The 19,073-nt window shown below is 39.0% G+C and carries 11 protein-coding genes; 9 read left to right on the forward strand and 2 right to left on the reverse strand.

Annotation, left to right across the window (positions count from 1 at the left end; all coding sequences use genetic code 11):
* The first annotated feature begins 228 nt into the window (after window positions 1-228).
* Both DWW91_RS01095 and DWW91_RS01100 read left to right on the forward strand, forming a co-directional pair.
* Entirely contained in the window at window positions 229-1,572 is a 1,344-nt protein-coding gene (locus DWW91_RS01095; protein WP_122326690.1) for a S41 family peptidase, read from the forward strand.
* Window positions 1,573-1,903: 331 nt separating this feature from the next.
* Window positions 1,904-5,395: a helix-turn-helix domain-containing protein gene (locus DWW91_RS01100; protein ID WP_122326691.1), complete on the forward strand. Its 3,492-nt coding sequence runs from the start codon at window positions 1,904-1,906 to the stop codon at window positions 5,393-5,395.
* A 50-nt stretch (window positions 5,396-5,445) separates the two neighbouring features.
* On the opposite strand, the gene DWW91_RS01105 is transcribed toward DWW91_RS01100, so the two are convergent.
* Together DWW91_RS01105 and DWW91_RS01110 are read right to left on the reverse strand one after the other, a co-directional pair.
* Window positions 5,446-7,272: a SusD/RagB family nutrient-binding outer membrane lipoprotein gene (locus DWW91_RS01105; protein ID WP_229102463.1), complete on the reverse strand. Its 1,827-nt coding sequence runs from the start codon at window positions 7,270-7,272 to the stop codon at window positions 5,446-5,448.
* Window positions 7,273-7,296: 24 nt separating this feature from the next.
* Window positions 7,297-10,608, reverse strand: a complete 3,312-nt coding sequence (locus DWW91_RS01110; RefSeq protein ID WP_009860577.1) for a SusC/RagA family TonB-linked outer membrane protein — start codon at window positions 10,606-10,608, stop codon at window positions 7,297-7,299.
* A gap of 369 nt (window positions 10,609-10,977) precedes the next feature.
* Here DWW91_RS01110 and DWW91_RS01115 point away from each other — a divergent pair, with 369 nt between their 5' ends.
* From DWW91_RS01115 to DWW91_RS01150, 7 genes are all read left to right on the forward strand, one after another.
* On the forward strand, window positions 10,978-12,525 hold the full coding sequence (locus DWW91_RS01115; RefSeq protein ID WP_044215109.1) for an ATP-binding protein: 1,548 nt from the start codon (window positions 10,978-10,980) through the stop codon (window positions 12,523-12,525).
* A 494-nt stretch (window positions 12,526-13,019) separates the two neighbouring features.
* Window positions 13,020-13,451 (forward strand): 6-bladed beta-propeller, encoded by a 432-nt coding sequence (locus DWW91_RS01120; protein WP_044215021.1) that lies wholly within the window; start codon window positions 13,020-13,022, stop codon window positions 13,449-13,451.
* Window positions 13,452-14,405: 954 nt separating this feature from the next.
* Window positions 14,406-15,359 carry a glycosyltransferase family 2 protein gene (locus DWW91_RS01130; protein ID WP_009860581.1) on the forward strand — a complete coding sequence of 318 codons (954 nt, stop codon included), beginning with the start codon at window positions 14,406-14,408 and terminating at the stop codon, window positions 15,357-15,359.
* Window positions 15,360-15,384: 25 nt separating this feature from the next.
* Window positions 15,385-16,680, forward strand: coding sequence for a hypothetical protein (locus DWW91_RS01135; RefSeq protein WP_009860582.1), 1,296 nt, complete (start codon window positions 15,385-15,387; stop codon window positions 16,678-16,680).
* 28 nt (window positions 16,681-16,708) lie between these two features.
* Window positions 16,709-17,113 carry a hypothetical protein gene (locus DWW91_RS01140; RefSeq protein ID WP_009860583.1) on the forward strand — a complete coding sequence of 135 codons (405 nt, stop codon included), beginning with the start codon at window positions 16,709-16,711 and terminating at the stop codon, window positions 17,111-17,113.
* A gap of 94 nt (window positions 17,114-17,207) precedes the next feature.
* Window positions 17,208-18,404 carry a 6-bladed beta-propeller gene (locus tag DWW91_RS01145; RefSeq protein ID WP_122326693.1) on the forward strand — a complete coding sequence of 399 codons (1,197 nt, stop codon included), beginning with the start codon at window positions 17,208-17,210 and terminating at the stop codon, window positions 18,402-18,404.
* A 21-nt stretch (window positions 18,405-18,425) separates the two neighbouring features.
* Complete coding sequence (locus DWW91_RS01150; protein WP_009860586.1) at window positions 18,426-19,049, forward strand: hypothetical protein; 624 nt, start codon at window positions 18,426-18,428, stop codon at window positions 19,047-19,049.
* Window positions 19,050-19,073 lie beyond the last annotated feature (24 nt).

Here is a 19,073-nt window from a genome sequence, read left to right on the forward strand (position 1 = left end):
ATTTCTTTTGTTTCACAACTGTGATATGAAAAGAGGATTTGTACAAATGTATAATATATCTCGGGAAAATCACTCTGTCCGGCAGGTAATTTTTTATTCCCGGCGGGTAATTGGGATTATCTTCGGGGAACTTTCGACGAAATGAATTAATAAGATATACTGTCGGATTATAGAATTAATGCCTATATTTGATGAGATTCAAAACATGACTGTAAATCCGGTGTTATTATGAGAAACTTGATAATAAGTATTTTGATGTGGTTATCCTTTATAGGATGTTCTGATAAGGATGGTTTGTTAAGTCCGGCAGAGATGAAAGAGGATATCCGGTTCTATTTTCATATGATCAGGGATATTCATCCGGATCCCTATCAACGTTATGATTCGCTGACTTTTGTCAGGTTGGAGGCTGAGATGATAGAGTCTTGTTCTGAGCCTATGGCGAGAGAGGATTTTGGATTCAGGTTGATGAAGACCCGTAAATTCCTGGACGGGCATGTCGGGGTTTTCGATTTCTTTTCTCCTCCGGGGCGCTATCATTTTCCGACTGTAGAATTTCAGGGAAATCTGATGTTGTTAGGGAATGATACTTTATTGGCTGTGAGAGATTCTTTCGCTTCTTATACAGCCCTGGATGTAGATTCTATGATTCCGTGGGACCAGCCTTCGAAAATCCGAAATGAGAATATGAATTTGTTGTTGAATTTGTTATTGTCTCCAGCAAATAAGAGTACAATGACCTATACCGGCGTATTAAAGACTGCGAATGGAACTCGCGATACGCTTATTTGTGTGGATACCCGTAGGGTAAAGAAGAATCCTATTTATACCCAGCCTTATTCTTCAAAAGTTTATCCGGAAGATTCAATAGCGGTTCTTTATTATAATAGTTGTATGATTTATGGCGAAGAAGATGTGAAGCGTTATAAGGAATACGTGGACACCTTTTTTGACGAACTGAAAAGTAAGGGGATAAAAACGTTGTTTATAGATGTCACGCATAATGGAGGCGGATCGGATGGTAATAATTCTGTCATAATAAATCATTTAAAGGCAGATGCGTTTACTTCCAAAGTAAGAATGATGGGTAAGAAAGCAGGGGTGGAGGAATTCATCAATTCAGATCTAATCAAGAAGTTCTTTAATGAGAATCAAGAAGAAAAGAATTACTGGATGGAGACATTTGGGAATCCTATTATGGAAAAGGGTGTTGCGTTTCTGGAAGAATATACGCCAGGCAGGGAATCCGGTTATGATGGAAATGTTTTTGTGATTATGGGAAATAGAACGTATTCTGCCGGAGCTGATTTTTGTTTGACAATAAAATTGTCGAATGCAGCCATATTAGTAGGGGAAAAGGCAGGTCAATATTATCCGATTTGTGGAAACGTTATCAAAGGGACTTTACCTAACTCGAAGATAATATATCAGGTACCTTCAACAGAGGGTTTTCATGAACCGGAAACTTTATTTGAGGATGGGTATATCTGTCCGGATATTTCATATCCGCTGAAGGAAGAGATGGGGGTGGAGGATTATAAGAAAGTGCTTAGTATTTCTTCAGCATCTTGATTAATTATATATCCGGAATTTTGACACAGTCCTAGCAGAACTATGTATAAATAATACACAAATATAATAAGATTATTTAAAAATACGTTTAAATTCATTCATATTGTAGTCTAAAATTTAATATGTGAACCAAACTTAGCCATAAGCGGTGTTATTTTTTTCTTGTTTATTCATCCTTTTTTCTTTTTAGGCATGAGTTCTGCTAGGACTATGTTAGTTAAATAATGTATAATATTGGGCTTCAAGATATTAGATGTTTTTAAGATACGGGAGAGGATGATGATATGGAGCTTTGTTAACTTGTTCGCTGTATTAATATTAAGCAGATTTGATGGATAGAATCCGTTTGGCTATTTGGACTTTTATGCTTCTCTTATTCTCTGTTACTATATGGGGAGATGAAATCTATTTCCGGTCTTTGGGTGTAAAAGACGGATTGTCTCAGCCTTCCTCTATAGCAATATGGCAGGATCGGCTGGGGAGAATATGGCTCGGTAATAATGCTGTAAATTGTTATGATGGCATTTCTACTAAAGTAATTCGTTTGTCTGAATATTTCCCGTCTCTCGAAGATGCCAATATTCATAATTTCTGTGGAAATGATTCTACATTATGTCTTTTAGCGGAAAACAATATAATCTGTATTGATTTACAGATGAGGCAACCTTTCATGCCGGAGATTACAGCAACGGCTATTTGTTATTCGGATGATCAGCTTTATGCTGTTGAAGGGCATTCACTTTATAGATGTAATGTCCGGTCGGGAGAAAAAGAGATTTTGTTTTCCGATGAAAGATATGTTTTTACTCTCATAACTCCTATTGACGATAATCAGTTTTGGATAGGGACGACTACCGGTGTATTGAAAGTTGATCTGACGGAAAAACGGATTATAACCACCTGTTTTCAGGAAGAGAACATAACTACTCAGTTCCTGGACTCGGAATCTCGTTTGTGGCTGTCGGCTAAATCTGGTTTAGCTGCTGTTGTTTCATTAAATGGCGAAGCTGTCGTTTTTAATGATCCGGGAGGTTCTTCCATACCCTATATCCATTGCTTTACTGAGGATACTCGGGGGATAATATGGGTGGGAACTTTGGCCGGTCTTTATCGGATAGAGATGAAAACAAATGGTGTTCCGAAAATAATAGGTAACCAGCCGTATATGGCGGAGACTTCGATTACTGCTTTGCTTGCTGACCGGCAAGGAAATTTATGGATTGGACCCTATTATGGTGATATCCGGTATGGAAATATAGATTTGGATGATTTCAAATGTTTTTATAGCGACGAAAAAGTTGAGGATCGTCTGCATGGAACCGTTATCGGTTCTATGGCCGAAGATAAAGAGGGTAATTTGTATGTCGCATCCGAGGGCAGTGGCATAAACGTATTGAACAAGAACAGGGAAGTAATCCGACACATCACCAAGGTTACCCACCGATTGCCGGATAATAAGATTCGTGCGCTGTGGTATGACGAGCAGACCGACAATTTGTTTGTCAGTGTCTATAAAAACGGGCTTTATGTATATGACAGGAAAACAGACCGTGTCAGGCAGATCGATTTCTCGTTTATCGATTCGACCTCTCAGTTGATAATAGAAGAAATTGTGCCTTACCGGGATATGCTGGTGTTGGCCTCTATTCAGGGTATTTTTAAACTTGACAGGGAGAATCTGCATGCCTCTTATCTGTTGGATGATTCGTTGCTGCAACAAAAATGTTCCGGGAATATCCGTACCGTATACATTGATGACAAGGACCGGTTATGGGTGTCTTCGCTGGAAGAAGGTTTGTTTTCAGTAGATCTGAAATCGCAAAAGATACTGTCTGTCTATGGGGATGGCTTGCAAAAAGGGAGCCGTATTCCCAGTGCCGTTAATTCGATTTGTGGTGATTCCAGAAATGGTATATTCATGTCTACCCTGAATTCAGGGCTTTTATTGTATAATGAGGAAAGGAATGATTTTTCATCTTATAGGGAGCATGACCATTTTTTGCTGAGTGACGTATGTTATAGCGTAACCCGTTCGTTTTACAGGAACCTGGTCGTGACGACAGACAAAGGAGTTTCTATTTTGGACATGTCGGTAAAAAAGAAACCTCTTTCTGCATTTCATATTCCTTTAAGTAATCTGCCAGCCCCGCTTTCTCTCAGTGGTGATTGTGGCATTTATGTCTCACCGATGGACCGGAATGTTTATGTGGGTACCATATGTGGATTATTTTCTTTTAATGAGCAGAATTTAAATCGTCCGGGTAGGAATTACTCTTTGTTTTTCTCTTCTATCTCAGTGAATAATCAGTTGCTGACACCTGCTGATTCGGAATTTCTTCAACAGGATATCACCTTTTCCTCCAAAATAGAGTTGCCTTATAACCTGAATACAATTAGTCTTACCTTTTCGACAAGTAACTATCTGCTATCAAATTACGGGCAATATGAATATAAGATGGAAGGTCTGGATGAATTGTGGATAACGACTTCCAACAGGACGATTACTTATTCTTCCCTGCGCCCGGGCAAGTATAGTCTGATTGTCCGCGAGCTGGATAATCCTCAGAATGAAGTCCAGCTGGAAATTATAATTATGTATCCGTTCTGGCTTTCGTGGCCAATGATATTGCTGTATGTTTGTGGAACGATTTCTATTATAGCCTGGCTGGTTTGGTTCAATAAAACAAAGACTCGACTGATGCTTTCCCTGGAGATGAAAAAGAGGGAGGTGGAGCAAATGGATAAATTGAACCGGGATAATCAGCAATTCCTGACTAATATTTCCAATGAGTTCAGAAAACCTCTGACTGTAATTATTGCCATATTGAATAATATTATTGCTGATGCGGCAGTTGTAGCCGGTAAAAACCGAATCGGGAAAGTATTGAAGCAGGTCGTTTATTTGCAAGGGTTAATTACCCGGTTACAGACGTTCAACAGAGAGGAGCAGGAAGACGTTGTATTTAGTTTCGGAAATCCTGTCTATGATGCGGAATCACCTGTGGAAGAGGTAATTGAAACAGAAGATAACACTCTTTATACGATGTTGATAGTAGACAGTGACTGCGAGATAAGGGCTTCGCTGAAAGAGACATTTTCGTTTGCCTATCGTTTGATTGAGGCGGAGGATATAAAGGAGGGTTATTTGATCGCATTGAGAGAACTCCCGGATATTATTTTGAGTGAGATCGATATGGCGGACGGTTCCGGGATAGAATTGTGCCGGATGATTAAGTCGCATGTAGATACATTACATATTCCTGTTATTCTGATGACTTACCAGCCATCTCCGGAACAACAGATTCAAAGTATTCGTTCCGGTGCTGACGATTATGTGGTCAAGCCTTTTTTTATGGATTTACTTCAGCATAGATGTAATTCTCTGGTAAGAAACAGTAAACGTATTTTGTCAAGGTATATCAAGCAGAAAGAGGAGCAGGATTACGTGCCGCTATTGGCAACTAACGTACAGGAAAAAAGACTGTTGGATACGGCTACCCATGTTTTGGAGGAACATCTGGAAGATCCGGATTTCGATATAGCTCACTGGGCTAAATGTATGGGAATGGGGAGGACCAGTTTGTTCAACCAGATTAAGATGGTTACGGGAATGACTCCGAATGATTATATTGTTTCCTTTAAAATGGATCGGGCTAAACTTTTGTTATCAGATGATGTTTGTTGTCCTATAGCGGAAGTTGCTTATCGTCTCGGGTATTCTGATCCGATTTATTTCAGCCGTACCTTTAAGAAGCATGTAGGGGTATCCCCCATGCAGTACAGAAAAAATATGCTGGTGTCGCAGAAAGAGGAAGTATCCTAAAAAAACAGAAAGCCCGCCATATGGCGAGCTCTCCTCTTTTCAACTCCCTATTACTCTTTTTCTATCTCGATGAAAGTGTCTCGATAGTAAGATTCAGATCTTTTGTCTTGTGGTACATAATAAATGGGCGAAGAATAGTTGTTCTCTGCTTTTACTTTAGCAAAGTTCTCTGTATTGTTCAATTCTTCGGAATCCGGATATTTTATACGTTCAACCTGCGGTTTGATATTTGTGAAATACGGCGGGAAGTTAACCGGTTCCAGTTTCGGATGGCGGGTTCTGCGCAACTCTGTCCAGCATTCGTTAGGAGCCATCAGATTCAGGTGGATATACTTCTGCTGCATGATAATTTCTATCTGATCATCCAATGTTTTAGCTTTCTGGTATTCTGCTTTCAGGAAATCTCCATATGTCTGAACAATTTCGGCAGATGGTTTTTCCGGGAAATAACGCGGATAATCTGTCGCACTTGATACTGACAGGGAGTTTATATAATACCATAAGTCTGTTGAATGAGTCATAGCATCACTTATATGTTCACCGGCTGTTTTACCGGTTGAAGCATAGTTTCTGGCAGCTACTTCTGCCAGGAGCAATTCTGTTTCAGCCAGCGAGAACATATAAACCGGGAAATTAGCGTAGTAATAAGTAGCCGGGTTATACATGGATACGCAGTTTATATCGTAGTAACTCAGTGTACCTTTGGCATCGCGGTATGCAGTATTGTTATTGATATAGGATTTATGACGTTCCCATGTTCCTTCGTCGATATAATCCGGGCGCATGTTTTCTTCACTACCGGCGGCAATAGAGTCGTAAGCCGGCTGGTGGTATAGGTTGTCCATGCGGATACCACGATAGTCGTTGTAACGTGTCGGAGCGGCTATGGCCGGCAGACGCGGGTCATCGATTCCCGGTTCATATTTCAATCTGTTATGGTTCATTCTTTCGAGAATCACATTGGGGATGAATAACGAAGTAAAGCGTTCGAACCATCCACGGTTGATAGTACCGCCTCCCGGTAAATCTTTGGCCGGATTGGTAGGCAAAAGCCAGATCATATCTTTGGTGGGAAGTCCGTCCTGTATCGCTGATGCAATCTGAGTTTTTGCGTAGGCTTCGTCGGCAGCAGACATGCGGACTGCAAATTTCAATCTCAATGCATTGATATATTGTTTCCATAACTGAATGTCTCCTTTAAAGGCGACATCTTGTTTGGCAAAAGTAGCTTTTGCATCCGGAGACATTTTATCATAATCGGCAACTATACTTTCCGATATTTCTTTCAATTCATCGAGAATTGTTTTGGTAACTTCCAGAGGATCGTCATACTCTGCAAACAAAATTCCCTTGTTTCCCTGAATGGCGTTGTAATAAGGAATACTGTTGAAAAAGTCAATATTGCGGAGCATGGTATAGTCTTTCATAACAGTAGTCAACTGGTAATATACGTAGCTGTTCGTTAATGTTTCTCCCGTATATTCTTCTTCGACTAATTGCTTGAAGATTGACCAGGTTTTCATTTTGGTATACATATTATTAAAATAATTACGTATACCGTTGTCTGCCGAGAATCCGTTACCGGTGGTTACATCTTCAAAATCCTGGTAAATACCGGCATAATTTTGTGTAGTAGGTCGAACACCGACCTGGGCATAAGCTGTAACACCGGCACCTGTCAATGACCACCACCATTCTCCGTAGTCCTGTACATAGACTTGCCATTCGTAAAGCGTTTTTGTGAACAGGCCGGCAGCCAGTTTGTCTTCCGGCGCCTGGTAGTTTTCAGGGTTGTAGAAATCTTCTTCCAGTTTGTCCTGGCAGCCGGACAATAATAGTGAGGCTGCCGCCAAACCCGTTAATAATATATTTTTCATAATTCCTTGCATTAAATTGTGTATTTAGAAACTAACTGAAACACCGATACCGAAACTTCGGGTAGAGGGGAAGAATGAATATTCTTCGTAAGAGTTCGTACCGAGCGTTGATTCTGCATCAATATTCGGAATAGCCTTATAGAGGTAGAACAGGTTACGTGCTGTAGCTGTCAAAGTCACTTTTTGCAGTTTAGCCTTTTCTACGATTCTTTTCGGAATGGTATAGGAAATACCGATTTCGCGGAACTTGATATAGTCATTCTTATAGATATTATCCGGTTGCAGATCGGCCGACATGTCATGGATGAATGTAGAATAGTATTCGTAGGCACTTAGGATGATATCATTCTTACTGCCGTCTTCCTTCACACCGTTGAGGATAAGACCATCATGATATACCCGGTTATCCTTGGCTCCGGCAGGGGCTGTTGTGTTGTGTTCACAGGGAACCTTTACGTTCTGTTCGTTGATGTAGTAAGCCAAACCGCCATGTTTCTCGTCACGATAAGGCAAAGATTCCTTTGACAGACCGTTACCGATAAGGTAGTAGTTGGACATAGATAACAGAGCTCCACCGAATTTGTAGTCAAATCCCAGGTTGATATTGAAGTTCTTATAGTAGAACGATGTATTGAAACCACCGATGAAAGATGGATTGATGTTGGAGTTTTTCTTGAAACCGGCATCATAATCCAGTACATAGAAACCATTCGAGCTTACAACACGGTTGCCATGTTCATCTTTCTTATAATCATAGGTAAGTAATTCACCCATTGGCTCACCTACTTCGGCCACAACTTTGTATCCTGTTCCGCCACCGATTAATTTCTGTGTAATACCCGGATATAACTTCTTCACCTTTGCATACTGATTTGCTGCCGTGAATGATACATCCCAACGGAAATCTTTGCCTACCAGCGGAGTCCCTTTCAGGAAGATTTCATAACCGTAGTTATGCACGTTACCGGCATTAATCCTGATTTCGCTGTATCCGGAAGTGGATGACAGGGGAACGGACATGATTTGGTCGTATACATTATTCGTATAGTAAGAGAAGTCGAATTCAAGTCTGTTCTGATCGAAAAAGCGTAAGTCCATACCGATTTCATATTCTCTTTTGCGTTCTGGTTTCAATAAACCTGAGAATAGGGCACTTGGAGGTGTTACGATCGAAGCTTCGGTTTCTGCAATCTGTCCCAGGCTGAAGACGTTGTTTGCAAAGTAGCGGGAAGCGGGACGACCGGCATCGGCCCAGGCCATACGTATCTTACCGAACTGCAATTGCGGGATTGGAATCTGGTCTTTGAAGTTCCAGTTGAATGAGATACCCGGATAGAAGTAGGAGTTGTTTCCTGCGGGTAAAGTAGAAGCCCAGTCATTTCTTCCGGTAATTTCTACATAATAACGTTCGTCCAGGGAGAGAGTCACACCGCCGTAAAGACTGTAGAGGAAGTCGGAACCGCGCGACATACCTCTAACCTTCCCTTTGTCGCCAGCGCCCGGCCATGAGCCTTCATTATTCAATGAGTACCAATCCGGATAAAGCATGTCACCGTATGTTGAAACGTTAATGCTCTTATCTTCATTGCTGCGGTAACCTCCACCGAAGAAAGCCAGTACATTTAAACGGTCTTTCATGAAATTCTTGTCGAAATTCAACATTGCATCGTAGTTTTGTACTACATAACGTTCTTCTTTTCTGGAATATTTACCACCGACCACATTGGGTTCAGCCTGAGTAACTCTGGCTTTCTGGTTATATTCAATATCCGTATAGTCGATACCTCCCTGTAGCACAAGGAATACATTTTTATGGAAATCGAATTTACCTTTTAATGATGTGATCATGTGAAATTTATCATCCACATTTCTGTTTTCGCGTTGGTGCCACAGCAAATCCATGATATTGGAAGCATAACTGCTCATAGTCAGATCTTCCTTGTTCCGTTTGTATCCGGAATCATCTTTATATAGTCGTTCCAGCGTTGAAAATGGTTGGTCTCTGTTGATACCGTATGAAACGAGACCTCCGATATTAGGATAACGGTTTTGGGTGACAATGTTATAAATGTTTGAATTGATTTCGAAAGTAGCAAACTTTGATGCGTTCATTTTTCCGGAGAAACTGAGGATATTCTTTTTCTGTTCAAAATTATCCAGAATACCCTGATATTTATAATTGGTATAGGAAACACGCATATTTCCCATTTCATTACCTCCGGCAATGGCGACGTTGACGTTGTCTGAATAGCCTTTACGGAAGAAATCCATAAAGTTATCCGGCTGTGCTTCGTAGTTGATAATATTACCGTCTATATCCATGATCGGTTTACCATCAAAAGCGGGTCCGAAGTTGAAGCGGGAAGTACCCAGTCTTCTCATGGAGGTTCCATCGGGCAATTTACCAGTCAGTTCATCATAAACACTTGTTCCCGTACCGAATTCATTCTGAAAATCAATATAAGAAACCGGTTGTTCAACGGTATACTGGAAAGAGGCCGTTACTCCTAAACCTCTGGTATTGGCCCCTTTTTTGGTTGTGATCAATACAACGCCGTTGGCTCCTTCACTACCATATAGAACGGATGCTTTCGCTCCTTTCAGGATTTCCATTGATTCGATATCTTCCGGGTTAATATCATTGATACCTGCACCATAGTCGAAAGAGTTCAACGGGTCATAACCACGGGTTGCCATAGATGATTCTTGGTCATGAATGGGCACACCGTCTACAACGAACAACGGGCGTGTCTTGGAGGATGATTCCAGGCTGGCAGCTCCACGAATCTTAATGTTTACACCTCCGGTCGGACCTGCTGCACTCGACTGGATACCAACACCGGCAGCTTTACCATATAGAGATGTTAAGGGGTTTGCTGCCTTACCGGCAAGAGTGAATTCATCTCCTTTGATGGTTGTTAATGCATAACCAAGGCTTTTATGAGAACGTTTCATTCCGAGGGCGGTAACAACGACTTCATCGATAGCTTGTGAGTCTTCCACCAATTTGATATCCAGATTTTCCTGTCCTTTATAGGCGATTTCCTGTGTCGTATAACCCAGAAATGAAATTTGTATTATTTCGCCTTTTTTGACTCCATTCAGGACGAATTTTCCATCGCTGTCTGTTATGGTTCCTTTAGAGGTACCTTTTACTGCAACTGATGCTCCGGCTACCGGTCCAAGATCGTCTGCGACGATACCTGTAACTTTCCCTGATTGCTGATTAACTTCAGAAGTTTCTCCTATTGTCCCTTCGGATGCGAAGGCATTCCAGGCAGATCCTAATGAGGCCACCAGCAATAATGCGCTGATAGGTCTGTAGATCTTAAACATAACAATTAATTTAATTAGACATATAATTAACAAACGTTTTTTAAAACGTTGCAATGTATGCCTGGAATAGGAAATGGAGTTGTTATTAATTGATATTTAACTTGTAACAAAAATACAAGTGTATGATTTTACATAGGGTTTGTACTGAAATTACAGGTTTTTATACTTATATGTTAGGAATAGCTGTAGTGAAAAATAAATATTATTAATATATCCGAAGAGATTCGTAAAAACAATTGGATGATTTCATTTGCCCTATATGCTAGTGTGGTCGTTGTGTACAAAAGGAATGGAATTATCAGTCAGAATGTCTTGTATTCGGTAAATATTTTTACCTTTGTTTATCATGACAAAGTAAAACATACAATTATGGCTGTTATTTATCCGATTGGAATTCAGAATTTTGAGAAGCTACGTAAAGATGGATATCTTTATATTGATAAAACTGCTTTTGTACATGAATTGGCTACGACAGGGAGTTACTACTTTCTGAGCCGTCCAAGACGTTTCGGCAAAAGCCTGCTGATCTCAACGCTGGAAGCTTACTTTGAAGGTAAGAAGGAGCTTTTTGAAGGGCTGGCATTGGAAAATCTGGAAAAGGATTGGATAAAACATCCGATTTTGCATATAGACCTGAATACGGAAAAATACAATACTCCGGAAAGTCTGGAGCGGATATTGAACTTTACTTTGTTGAAGTGGGAAAAGCTGTATGGGACCGGAGCCGGTGAGACTTCTCTTGCTCTGCGTTTCCGGGGAATTGTTGAGCGTGCGGTTGAACAAACCGGTCAGCGTGTCGTGATCCTGATCGATGAATACGACAAACCGATGCTCCAGGCAATCGGGAATGAAGAATTGCAGGCGGCTTACAGAAGTACGTTGAAGTCATTTTATTCGGTCATGAAGACCATGGACAAATATATCCGTTTTGCCTTCTTGACCGGAGTGACGAAATTCGGAAAGGTAAGTGTGTTCAGCGATTTGAATAATCTGCAGGATATCAGCATGGATAAACGTTATGTAGATGTTTGTGGGATTTCGGAAAAAGAAATTCATGATTATCTGGAACCTCAGTTGCATGAGCTTGCTAAAGCTAATAAGCAGACGTATGAGGAAATTTGCCAAAGACTGGAGCTGAATTATGATGGGTATCATTTTGTTGAAAATAGTATAGGAATCTATAATCCTTTTAGTCTGTTGAATACGTTTAAGACATTGAAATTTGGCAGTTACTGGTTTGAGACGGGAACTCCTACCTATCTGGTCGAATTGTTGAAACGGGCAGAATACGATTTGTCAGAAATAGGCAGGGAAGAGATAGATGCGGATGTATTGAACAGTATTGATATAGCCTCTTATAACCCGATACCTGTCATCTACCAAAGCGGTTACCTGACCATCAAAGGGTATGATGAGGAATTCGGTATGTACACGCTCGGCTTCCCCAATAAAGAGGTGGAAGAAGGTTTTATGCGTTATCTGCTTCCTTTTTATACTACCGTAAAAGAGGGTGAGACAGCTTTTCAACTGAAGAACTTTGTAACGGATCTCCGCAAAGGCAATCCGGAGGGTTTCCTTCGTCGCTTGCAGACGTTTTTCTATGGTGTACCGTATGAATTGACCGGTGGGGTAGAGCGGTACTATCAGAATGTTCTTTTTATAGTCTGTAGACTGATGGGTCTTTATGTCCAGGCGGAATACCACACCTCTTATGGTCGTGCGGATATGATTTTGCAGACGAAGGATTATATCTATATCTTTGAATTTAAGTTGGATGGTTCGGTGGAAGAGGCGTTGCAACAAATAGAAAGCCAAGGGTATGCCCGTCCGTTTGAAATGGATAGACGGAAGTTGGTAAAGATAGGAGTGAATTTTGATTCCCGAACCCGAAGCATGGATAAGTGGAAGATATCATAATATGACTGTTAAAGAGTTGTTTAATACTATATATACGCAATATTACGCTAAATCATTCCGGTTTGCAAACCTGTATGTCCGGAATGATTTGGCTGCCGAGGATATTACAACCGATAGGTTTGTCTGTATCATGCATTTATTCTTATCGAAGCATTTTCTCTATTTTTAGTGGGGGCATTTATTTTTTTCATGCGTTTGTATTAAAAGGATCTGTGTAATGTTGGTTCTTTAACTATGACTGAAGCTTCAACAAGATGTGAAGATGGAGGGAAAGAACAATGTTCTTCAATGGACTGTGGAGAATTTTGGATCAAAATGGCTCAAGTCCATGGTGCACCAGCTAAATAATAATTAGGGGAAAGGCTGTTCTGATAGAGCTTGATTTTAGAGCGTTATCTATATTAGAACAGCTTTTTCATAAAAAATGCTAAAAGTAAAAGTAGTATGTTTATCTATATCGAGAATGTCCGATTATTGGAGATCCTTCCTGTTCCTTGGTTATTAAGGATGAGAAAGGAGAAATCGTAAATAAATATTATCCTCTTGTTGAAAAATTGTCATATATCAATGATTGTATTTTTCGAAAACTTGATAACGAGATTCTTTTTGTAGAAGATATGCGTGATTCTATTTTTTCTTTGAGAGGAGATAAATTAACTCCGAGATATTTTGTTGATTATAAGGATAAATCAATGAGTAAGGTAGATCGTAAGAGTATTTTAAAACGAACTAGGGAACCTCTTATTGTTCAACAAGAAAATTTACAATCAGCTATTGATAAGGGATTTAAATATTGGCAGAAAGAAGGACTTCTTACTGCTGAAAGAGCCGAAGAATTAAAGAATATGATTGAGGAACAATTCCCTGACCGAAATAACATTGGTGAGACAAATCCTGTACTCTTTTTGTTGAAAGTAAAGAAATAATAATTATAAAATCGAAAATATATGAAAAGGATTTATTTATACATTGCTATTCTGGTCAAGCAGACTTTATTCTCCGGAAATGTACCTGTTTTTTCCCTAAAGGGCAGCTGCCGTTTCTTTATATCCTGCCTGCTTATTCCCTTGAAGGTAGTAGTTGTTTCCCTATAGGCCGGATTTTAGTCACTATGTAATTGCATATAGATAACTATGTAACGTCACATATATAACTATCTATTCATTATACACGTTTCAGCCTTCAGGAGCTTCCTCCCTTTGATAATCAGATCATAATCCTGAAGGATGAAAATAGTTGGCAGAAATACAATCTGACAACTATTTTCAGGACGCTACAGTACATATTTTACCTCAATGACACGTTTTATTATCATTTCAGGATAATACTTTATAAATCAACGCCTTGAAGTGGCTGAAGGCTGAAAGATAAATATATGGATCCCGCTTGTAGGAGCCATTTTAAATACCAGCTACAGTCATTTGCAGTAGTTGCCGCGGTTATGAAAAATCACTGCGGCACTTATTTGAAATGGCTGCCTACCCATTCTGAAAAAAACGTAAACTTTTCGATAAAAAGACGTAAGCTTTTTCTCTGAAGGTTTCACCTTTTTCTATAACCGACTCAGCAATTCCTGTATATCCATTCATTTCAATGGATATACAAACCTTTATCCTTATTATTTTCTCCCCAACATGTCAAAGAACGCTAGGTCGGAACGGGTTTGACATGTTGGGGAGGGAACCCGTAAACTGATCTATCGTGCGATTGACCGTATCCGTGAAAAATATGCCCCGGTATTATTTTATTTATTCTTGTCGAAGCATTTTTTTTATTTTTAATGGGGTCATTTATCCTTTTTCATGCGTTTGTATTAAAAAAGCATCTGTGTAGTGTTAGTTCTTTTACGGATGGTATACGGATAATTATATTTAATGCTTATGAAAAAATCACCCCGGAATATATCCATTATAATCCCTTGCTTCAATGAAGAGGAATGCATCGATATGCTATATCGGAATTTGCATCCAGTATTGGATAAATTACTTTTCCCTTATGAATTAATATTTGTTGATGATGGAAGTACAGACCGCACTTTAGAGATCTTATTGTCTCTATCAGAGCAGAACCCTCATGTTCGTTGGTTAAGTTTTTCCCGGAACTTTGGACATCAGAAAGCATTGAAAGCCGGTTTGGATTATGCACAGGGTGACGTCGTTATTACTATGGATGCGGATATGCAACACCCCTCATCTCTGATCTCTACTATGTTAACTTATTGGGCGGATGGATATGATATCGTGGATACGATTAGAATAGATAACAAACAGTGCAGTTATTTCAAAACGATTACTTCCCGTTTTTTTTATCGTCTGATGGATTTTTTGTCTGATATTGCGATAACAGAAAACGGTGCAGATTTCCGTCTACTCGACAAGAAAGTTGTCAAGGTTTTGCGAGATTGCCGTGAAGAATACCTGTTTTTGCGGGGGATGGTTTCATGGGTTGGTTTTCGCCGGATACAGATACCTTATCAGGCAGGGATACGCTATGCTGGAACAACAAAATACTCTTTTAAGAAAATGGTCTTGTTTGCTGTTTGCGGGATAACCTCTTTCAGCATCCGTCCGTTACGCTTGGCTGTTCTTTTTGCTGCTTTTTTCGCATCACTTTCCGTTGTGGAAATTATTTATGTATTATATGCTGTTTTTATTTCGGGGCAGGCTGTGACAGGCTGGGCGTCTCTGGCTATACTGATTTCTGTGTTGGGGGCAGTAATCTTATTAATGCTCGGTATTATAGGAGAGTATTTGGGTAAAATGTTTATGCAGTGCAAGAACCGTCCTGAATATATTGTACGGTCGGGAAATTGTTCGTCATCTTTTAATGTGTAACCGGCTAAATATAAATACTATGAATATGCCAACAAGGATAAAAAGGTATTGCCCCCTGTTTTTTATACTGGTGATGACGTATATCGTTTATTATCCTTTGTCAGAAAATGATTTTCTGTATTATTGGGATGATCAATGGTGTGTGATTAATCCGTATACTTCCGGGGGACTTACCTGGGAGAATCTGTACCGAATTTTCACAGAAACTCATGGTGGTCAGTATTCGCCCCTGAATGAAATAGGCTATGTACTTATTTATTCATTATTCGGGTACTCTCCGGTGATATTTCATTTGACCGGTTTGGGAGTACATCTGTTGAATGTCGTGTTGCTTTATTTTTTTCTTTCCGGTCTATTGACTCAATCATCCCGGCTTACGACGATGTATAACAAACAAATCGTTTTTCTGGCTACTTTGTTATGGGCAATCCATCCGGTCAACGTAGAACCGGTTGCCTGGATAAGCGCATCCAAAGTTCTTGTTTATACATCATTTTATTTAACGGGACTTTTATGCTACTTAAAATTTATCCGTACGGAAAAGTTAAGTTATTATGTGGTAACTCTGGCTTTAGCTCTTTGTTCCTGTTTAGGGAAAGAACAGGCTGTGGTATTTCCATTATGTTTATTACTGGTCGATTTTGTAACAGACAGAGGACTGCTTCGTCTGAAGACATGGGAAGAGAAACTGCCATTTCTGCTGCTGTCTCTTTATATGGGAACCATCCCCATGCTAGCACAAGGGTTCCGGCGGGAAGAGCTGGATTATCCATTGATTGACCGGGTTGTCTTTGCGGCTTATTCCTTAATCGAATATTTGACAAAATGTTTGATACCCATTAAATTGTCTTATTTGTATCCTTTCCCGATCTTACCGGGATACGCTATGCCTTTCCATTATTGGTTTTATCCGGTAGTCGTTGTTTTTGTCGTTTGTTGCATTTATCTGTTACGACAAAAAAGGATCATTATTTTTACTTCGTTATTTTTCCTGATACATCTGTTATTTGTACTTCATATTATACCTATATCACGATTTGCGATTGTGGCTGATCGATACCTCTATTTGCCGGGTGTTGGCGTTTGTCTTCTTATGGCCTATTTGTTTGTGACGATCATACATTTAAAAGTGAAACGTATTCAGTTCATGATGATTGTAGGGTTGATTCTCTATTTGTGTTATTTGGGCTGTTACACGAATTATTATGTCAGGCAATGGAAAAATAGCGATAGTGTGAAAAAGGAACTTCGGGAGTTGATAAACGAGCGAGAGGATATAAAAAATATGCAGGAGTTACAGCAACTCATGCGTAATCAATAAGTAATAACAATTAAAGTTGGAGGTAAGCATGACAAAGAAAAGCTTTCTGAAAATCGGTGGAGCAATGCTCCTTTTGTCAATTGTGTTAAACATCCAATACGCCTGGAGTGGCTATGGTGTTAAGGATCATCCGCTTCATTTAGAAGTGTTGGGGCAGAGTAATGATACCGGAACGAGTGGTGATATTGAGACACATCCTCTTTGGTCACGGCTAGCATCATCATGTACAATGGATGTTGAAGGGGAACCTGGTTCTGAGGTTTCTGTTTTTGGAATAAAAGTTAAAATTAGAGCTGATGGGATTGCTCCTATAATTGTTAGTGATGCTTCAGTAAAATGTCAACGTGGAGGTAATGCACAATGTACTCCTTTCTTTTGTGCGGACTTTTGGAAACAAATGACTGAAATGTATGGTACACCTGCTACGCAGTAACTTAGGAAAGATACTGCTCTGAAAGCAAATCGGTTTTATAGAACTGATCATTTTAGAGCAGTATTTATTGGTATAAATGCTAAATAGTAAAAGTATGAAGAAAAATATATTGTATGTATTGTTGATTTTTATATTTATTGCGTGTGATTTAACAAAAGAAGATAAGAAAAATACTGTGAGAGGAGATATCGTTTCTATACCGATAACGGAAATGGAAACTGATTACGGTAAATTATCCGATTTTGCAGAGGATATAAAAATGATTCCTCTTGAATTTTCGGGTGATTGTATATTGGACAAAGTTGAAAAGATTGTGATGTCTGACAGTTGTATTTTCATAATGGAAAGATATAATCAAAAGGGTATTTACGTTTTCGATCATAGTGGAAAATATTTATATAGGGTTGGAAATTGTGGACAGGGACCTGACGAATTTGTTGATTTATCTGATTTTTCGTTGAATGAAGAGCAACAACTTATTTATTTGTATGACATAATGAGAAAGAAAGTTCTTATTTTTTCTTTTGAAGGAGATTTTATAAAGGATATACAGATGAATTATTACGCAGATAAGTTTGAGTATCAAGATAACTTATTTTACCTATATAGGGAAAGTCCGGTTATGGGTGATCCTGCTTATTCTTTGGTAATCAAAGATGATAAAGGAAAAACGATTAATAAGTATTATCCGCTTATTAATAAATCTCCATATATTCATGATTGCATTTTCCGAAAACTCGATAATGAAATTCTTTTTGCAGAATACATGCGTGATTCTGTTTTTAGTGTAAGAAGTGGAGAGTTAACTCCAAAATATTTTATTGATTATAAAGATAAATCAATGAGTAAGGTCGACCGTGAGAGTATTCTTAAAAGAACTCCTCTTCCTCTGACAGTTCTATTAGAGTGTAAGAAAATGGCAGGGATTAAGGATATATTTGAAATAAATGACAAGGTCTTTATTAAAAATAAGCATATAGTTATTCCCCAGTTTACGGTTTACGACAAAAAGACACAAAAAGTCAAAACCTTTAGCCATATATTGAATGATTTTTTGTTTATAGGTCTTTCTCATCCAATTGGCCAATATAAAGATTATTTGATATCGGTAGGTCCGCAAGAAAGGTTGCAGGCAGCTATTAATATAGGTTTTAAGGTTTGGCAGGAAGAAGGACTTCTGACTGCTAAAAGAGCAAAAGAATTAACAGCGATGATTGAGGAACGTTTTCCGGATCGGAATAATATCGGGGAAACTAATCCGATGATCTTTTTATTGAAAGTAAAGAAGTAACAACTATAAAATTGAATCTATATGAAAAGAATCTATTTGTATATTGCTATTCTGATTTCCGTGGTAGCGAATATATTTTTAAATTTTGCCATGAAAAAGAATGACAATAAAGTCGTTTCACAGAATGAAATAGTTTCCGATGAGTATTTGAATGAAGAGTTGGGGAAGGCCTATTCTTATTTAAAACTGAACGGGAAAAAGTTTGAGAATGTAACAGGGACATTGGGGTATCAGGATAAAATGATAGGACGCATGGGACTGGAAACATTGATAAGAGGCTATAATGTCGTTTTCTATTTTTCGGACTTATCATGCTCCTCTTGTATTATGGAACAGCTGAATTCATTGGAAAAACTGAAAAAAATAATCGGAGGGAGGATGCTGATCATATCGCATTTGCCACGAAAAGATGTGCAAAATGAACTGCTACGATTGAAATCGGAAATACCGGTATTTTATATGGATGACAAGTATGTATCTGTGTTGGAGGAGTTCAGCAAAAATCATCCGGCGGCGATAACATGGATGATTACAGATGATTTGTTTATAGTCAGCTCTTGTGTGACTGATAGCCATACCAAACATTTTAATTCGGAATTTTATGATGCGATCGTACGATTCTTTAAGTATAAGGTAATATACTGAAAAATAAGTGGTAAAGTCATATTT

The sequence above is a fragment of the Parabacteroides sp. AF17-3 genome (assembly GCF_003635445.1).
In the GTDB taxonomy this organism is placed as follows: domain Bacteria; phylum Bacteroidota; class Bacteroidia; order Bacteroidales; family Tannerellaceae; genus Parabacteroides; species Parabacteroides goldsteinii.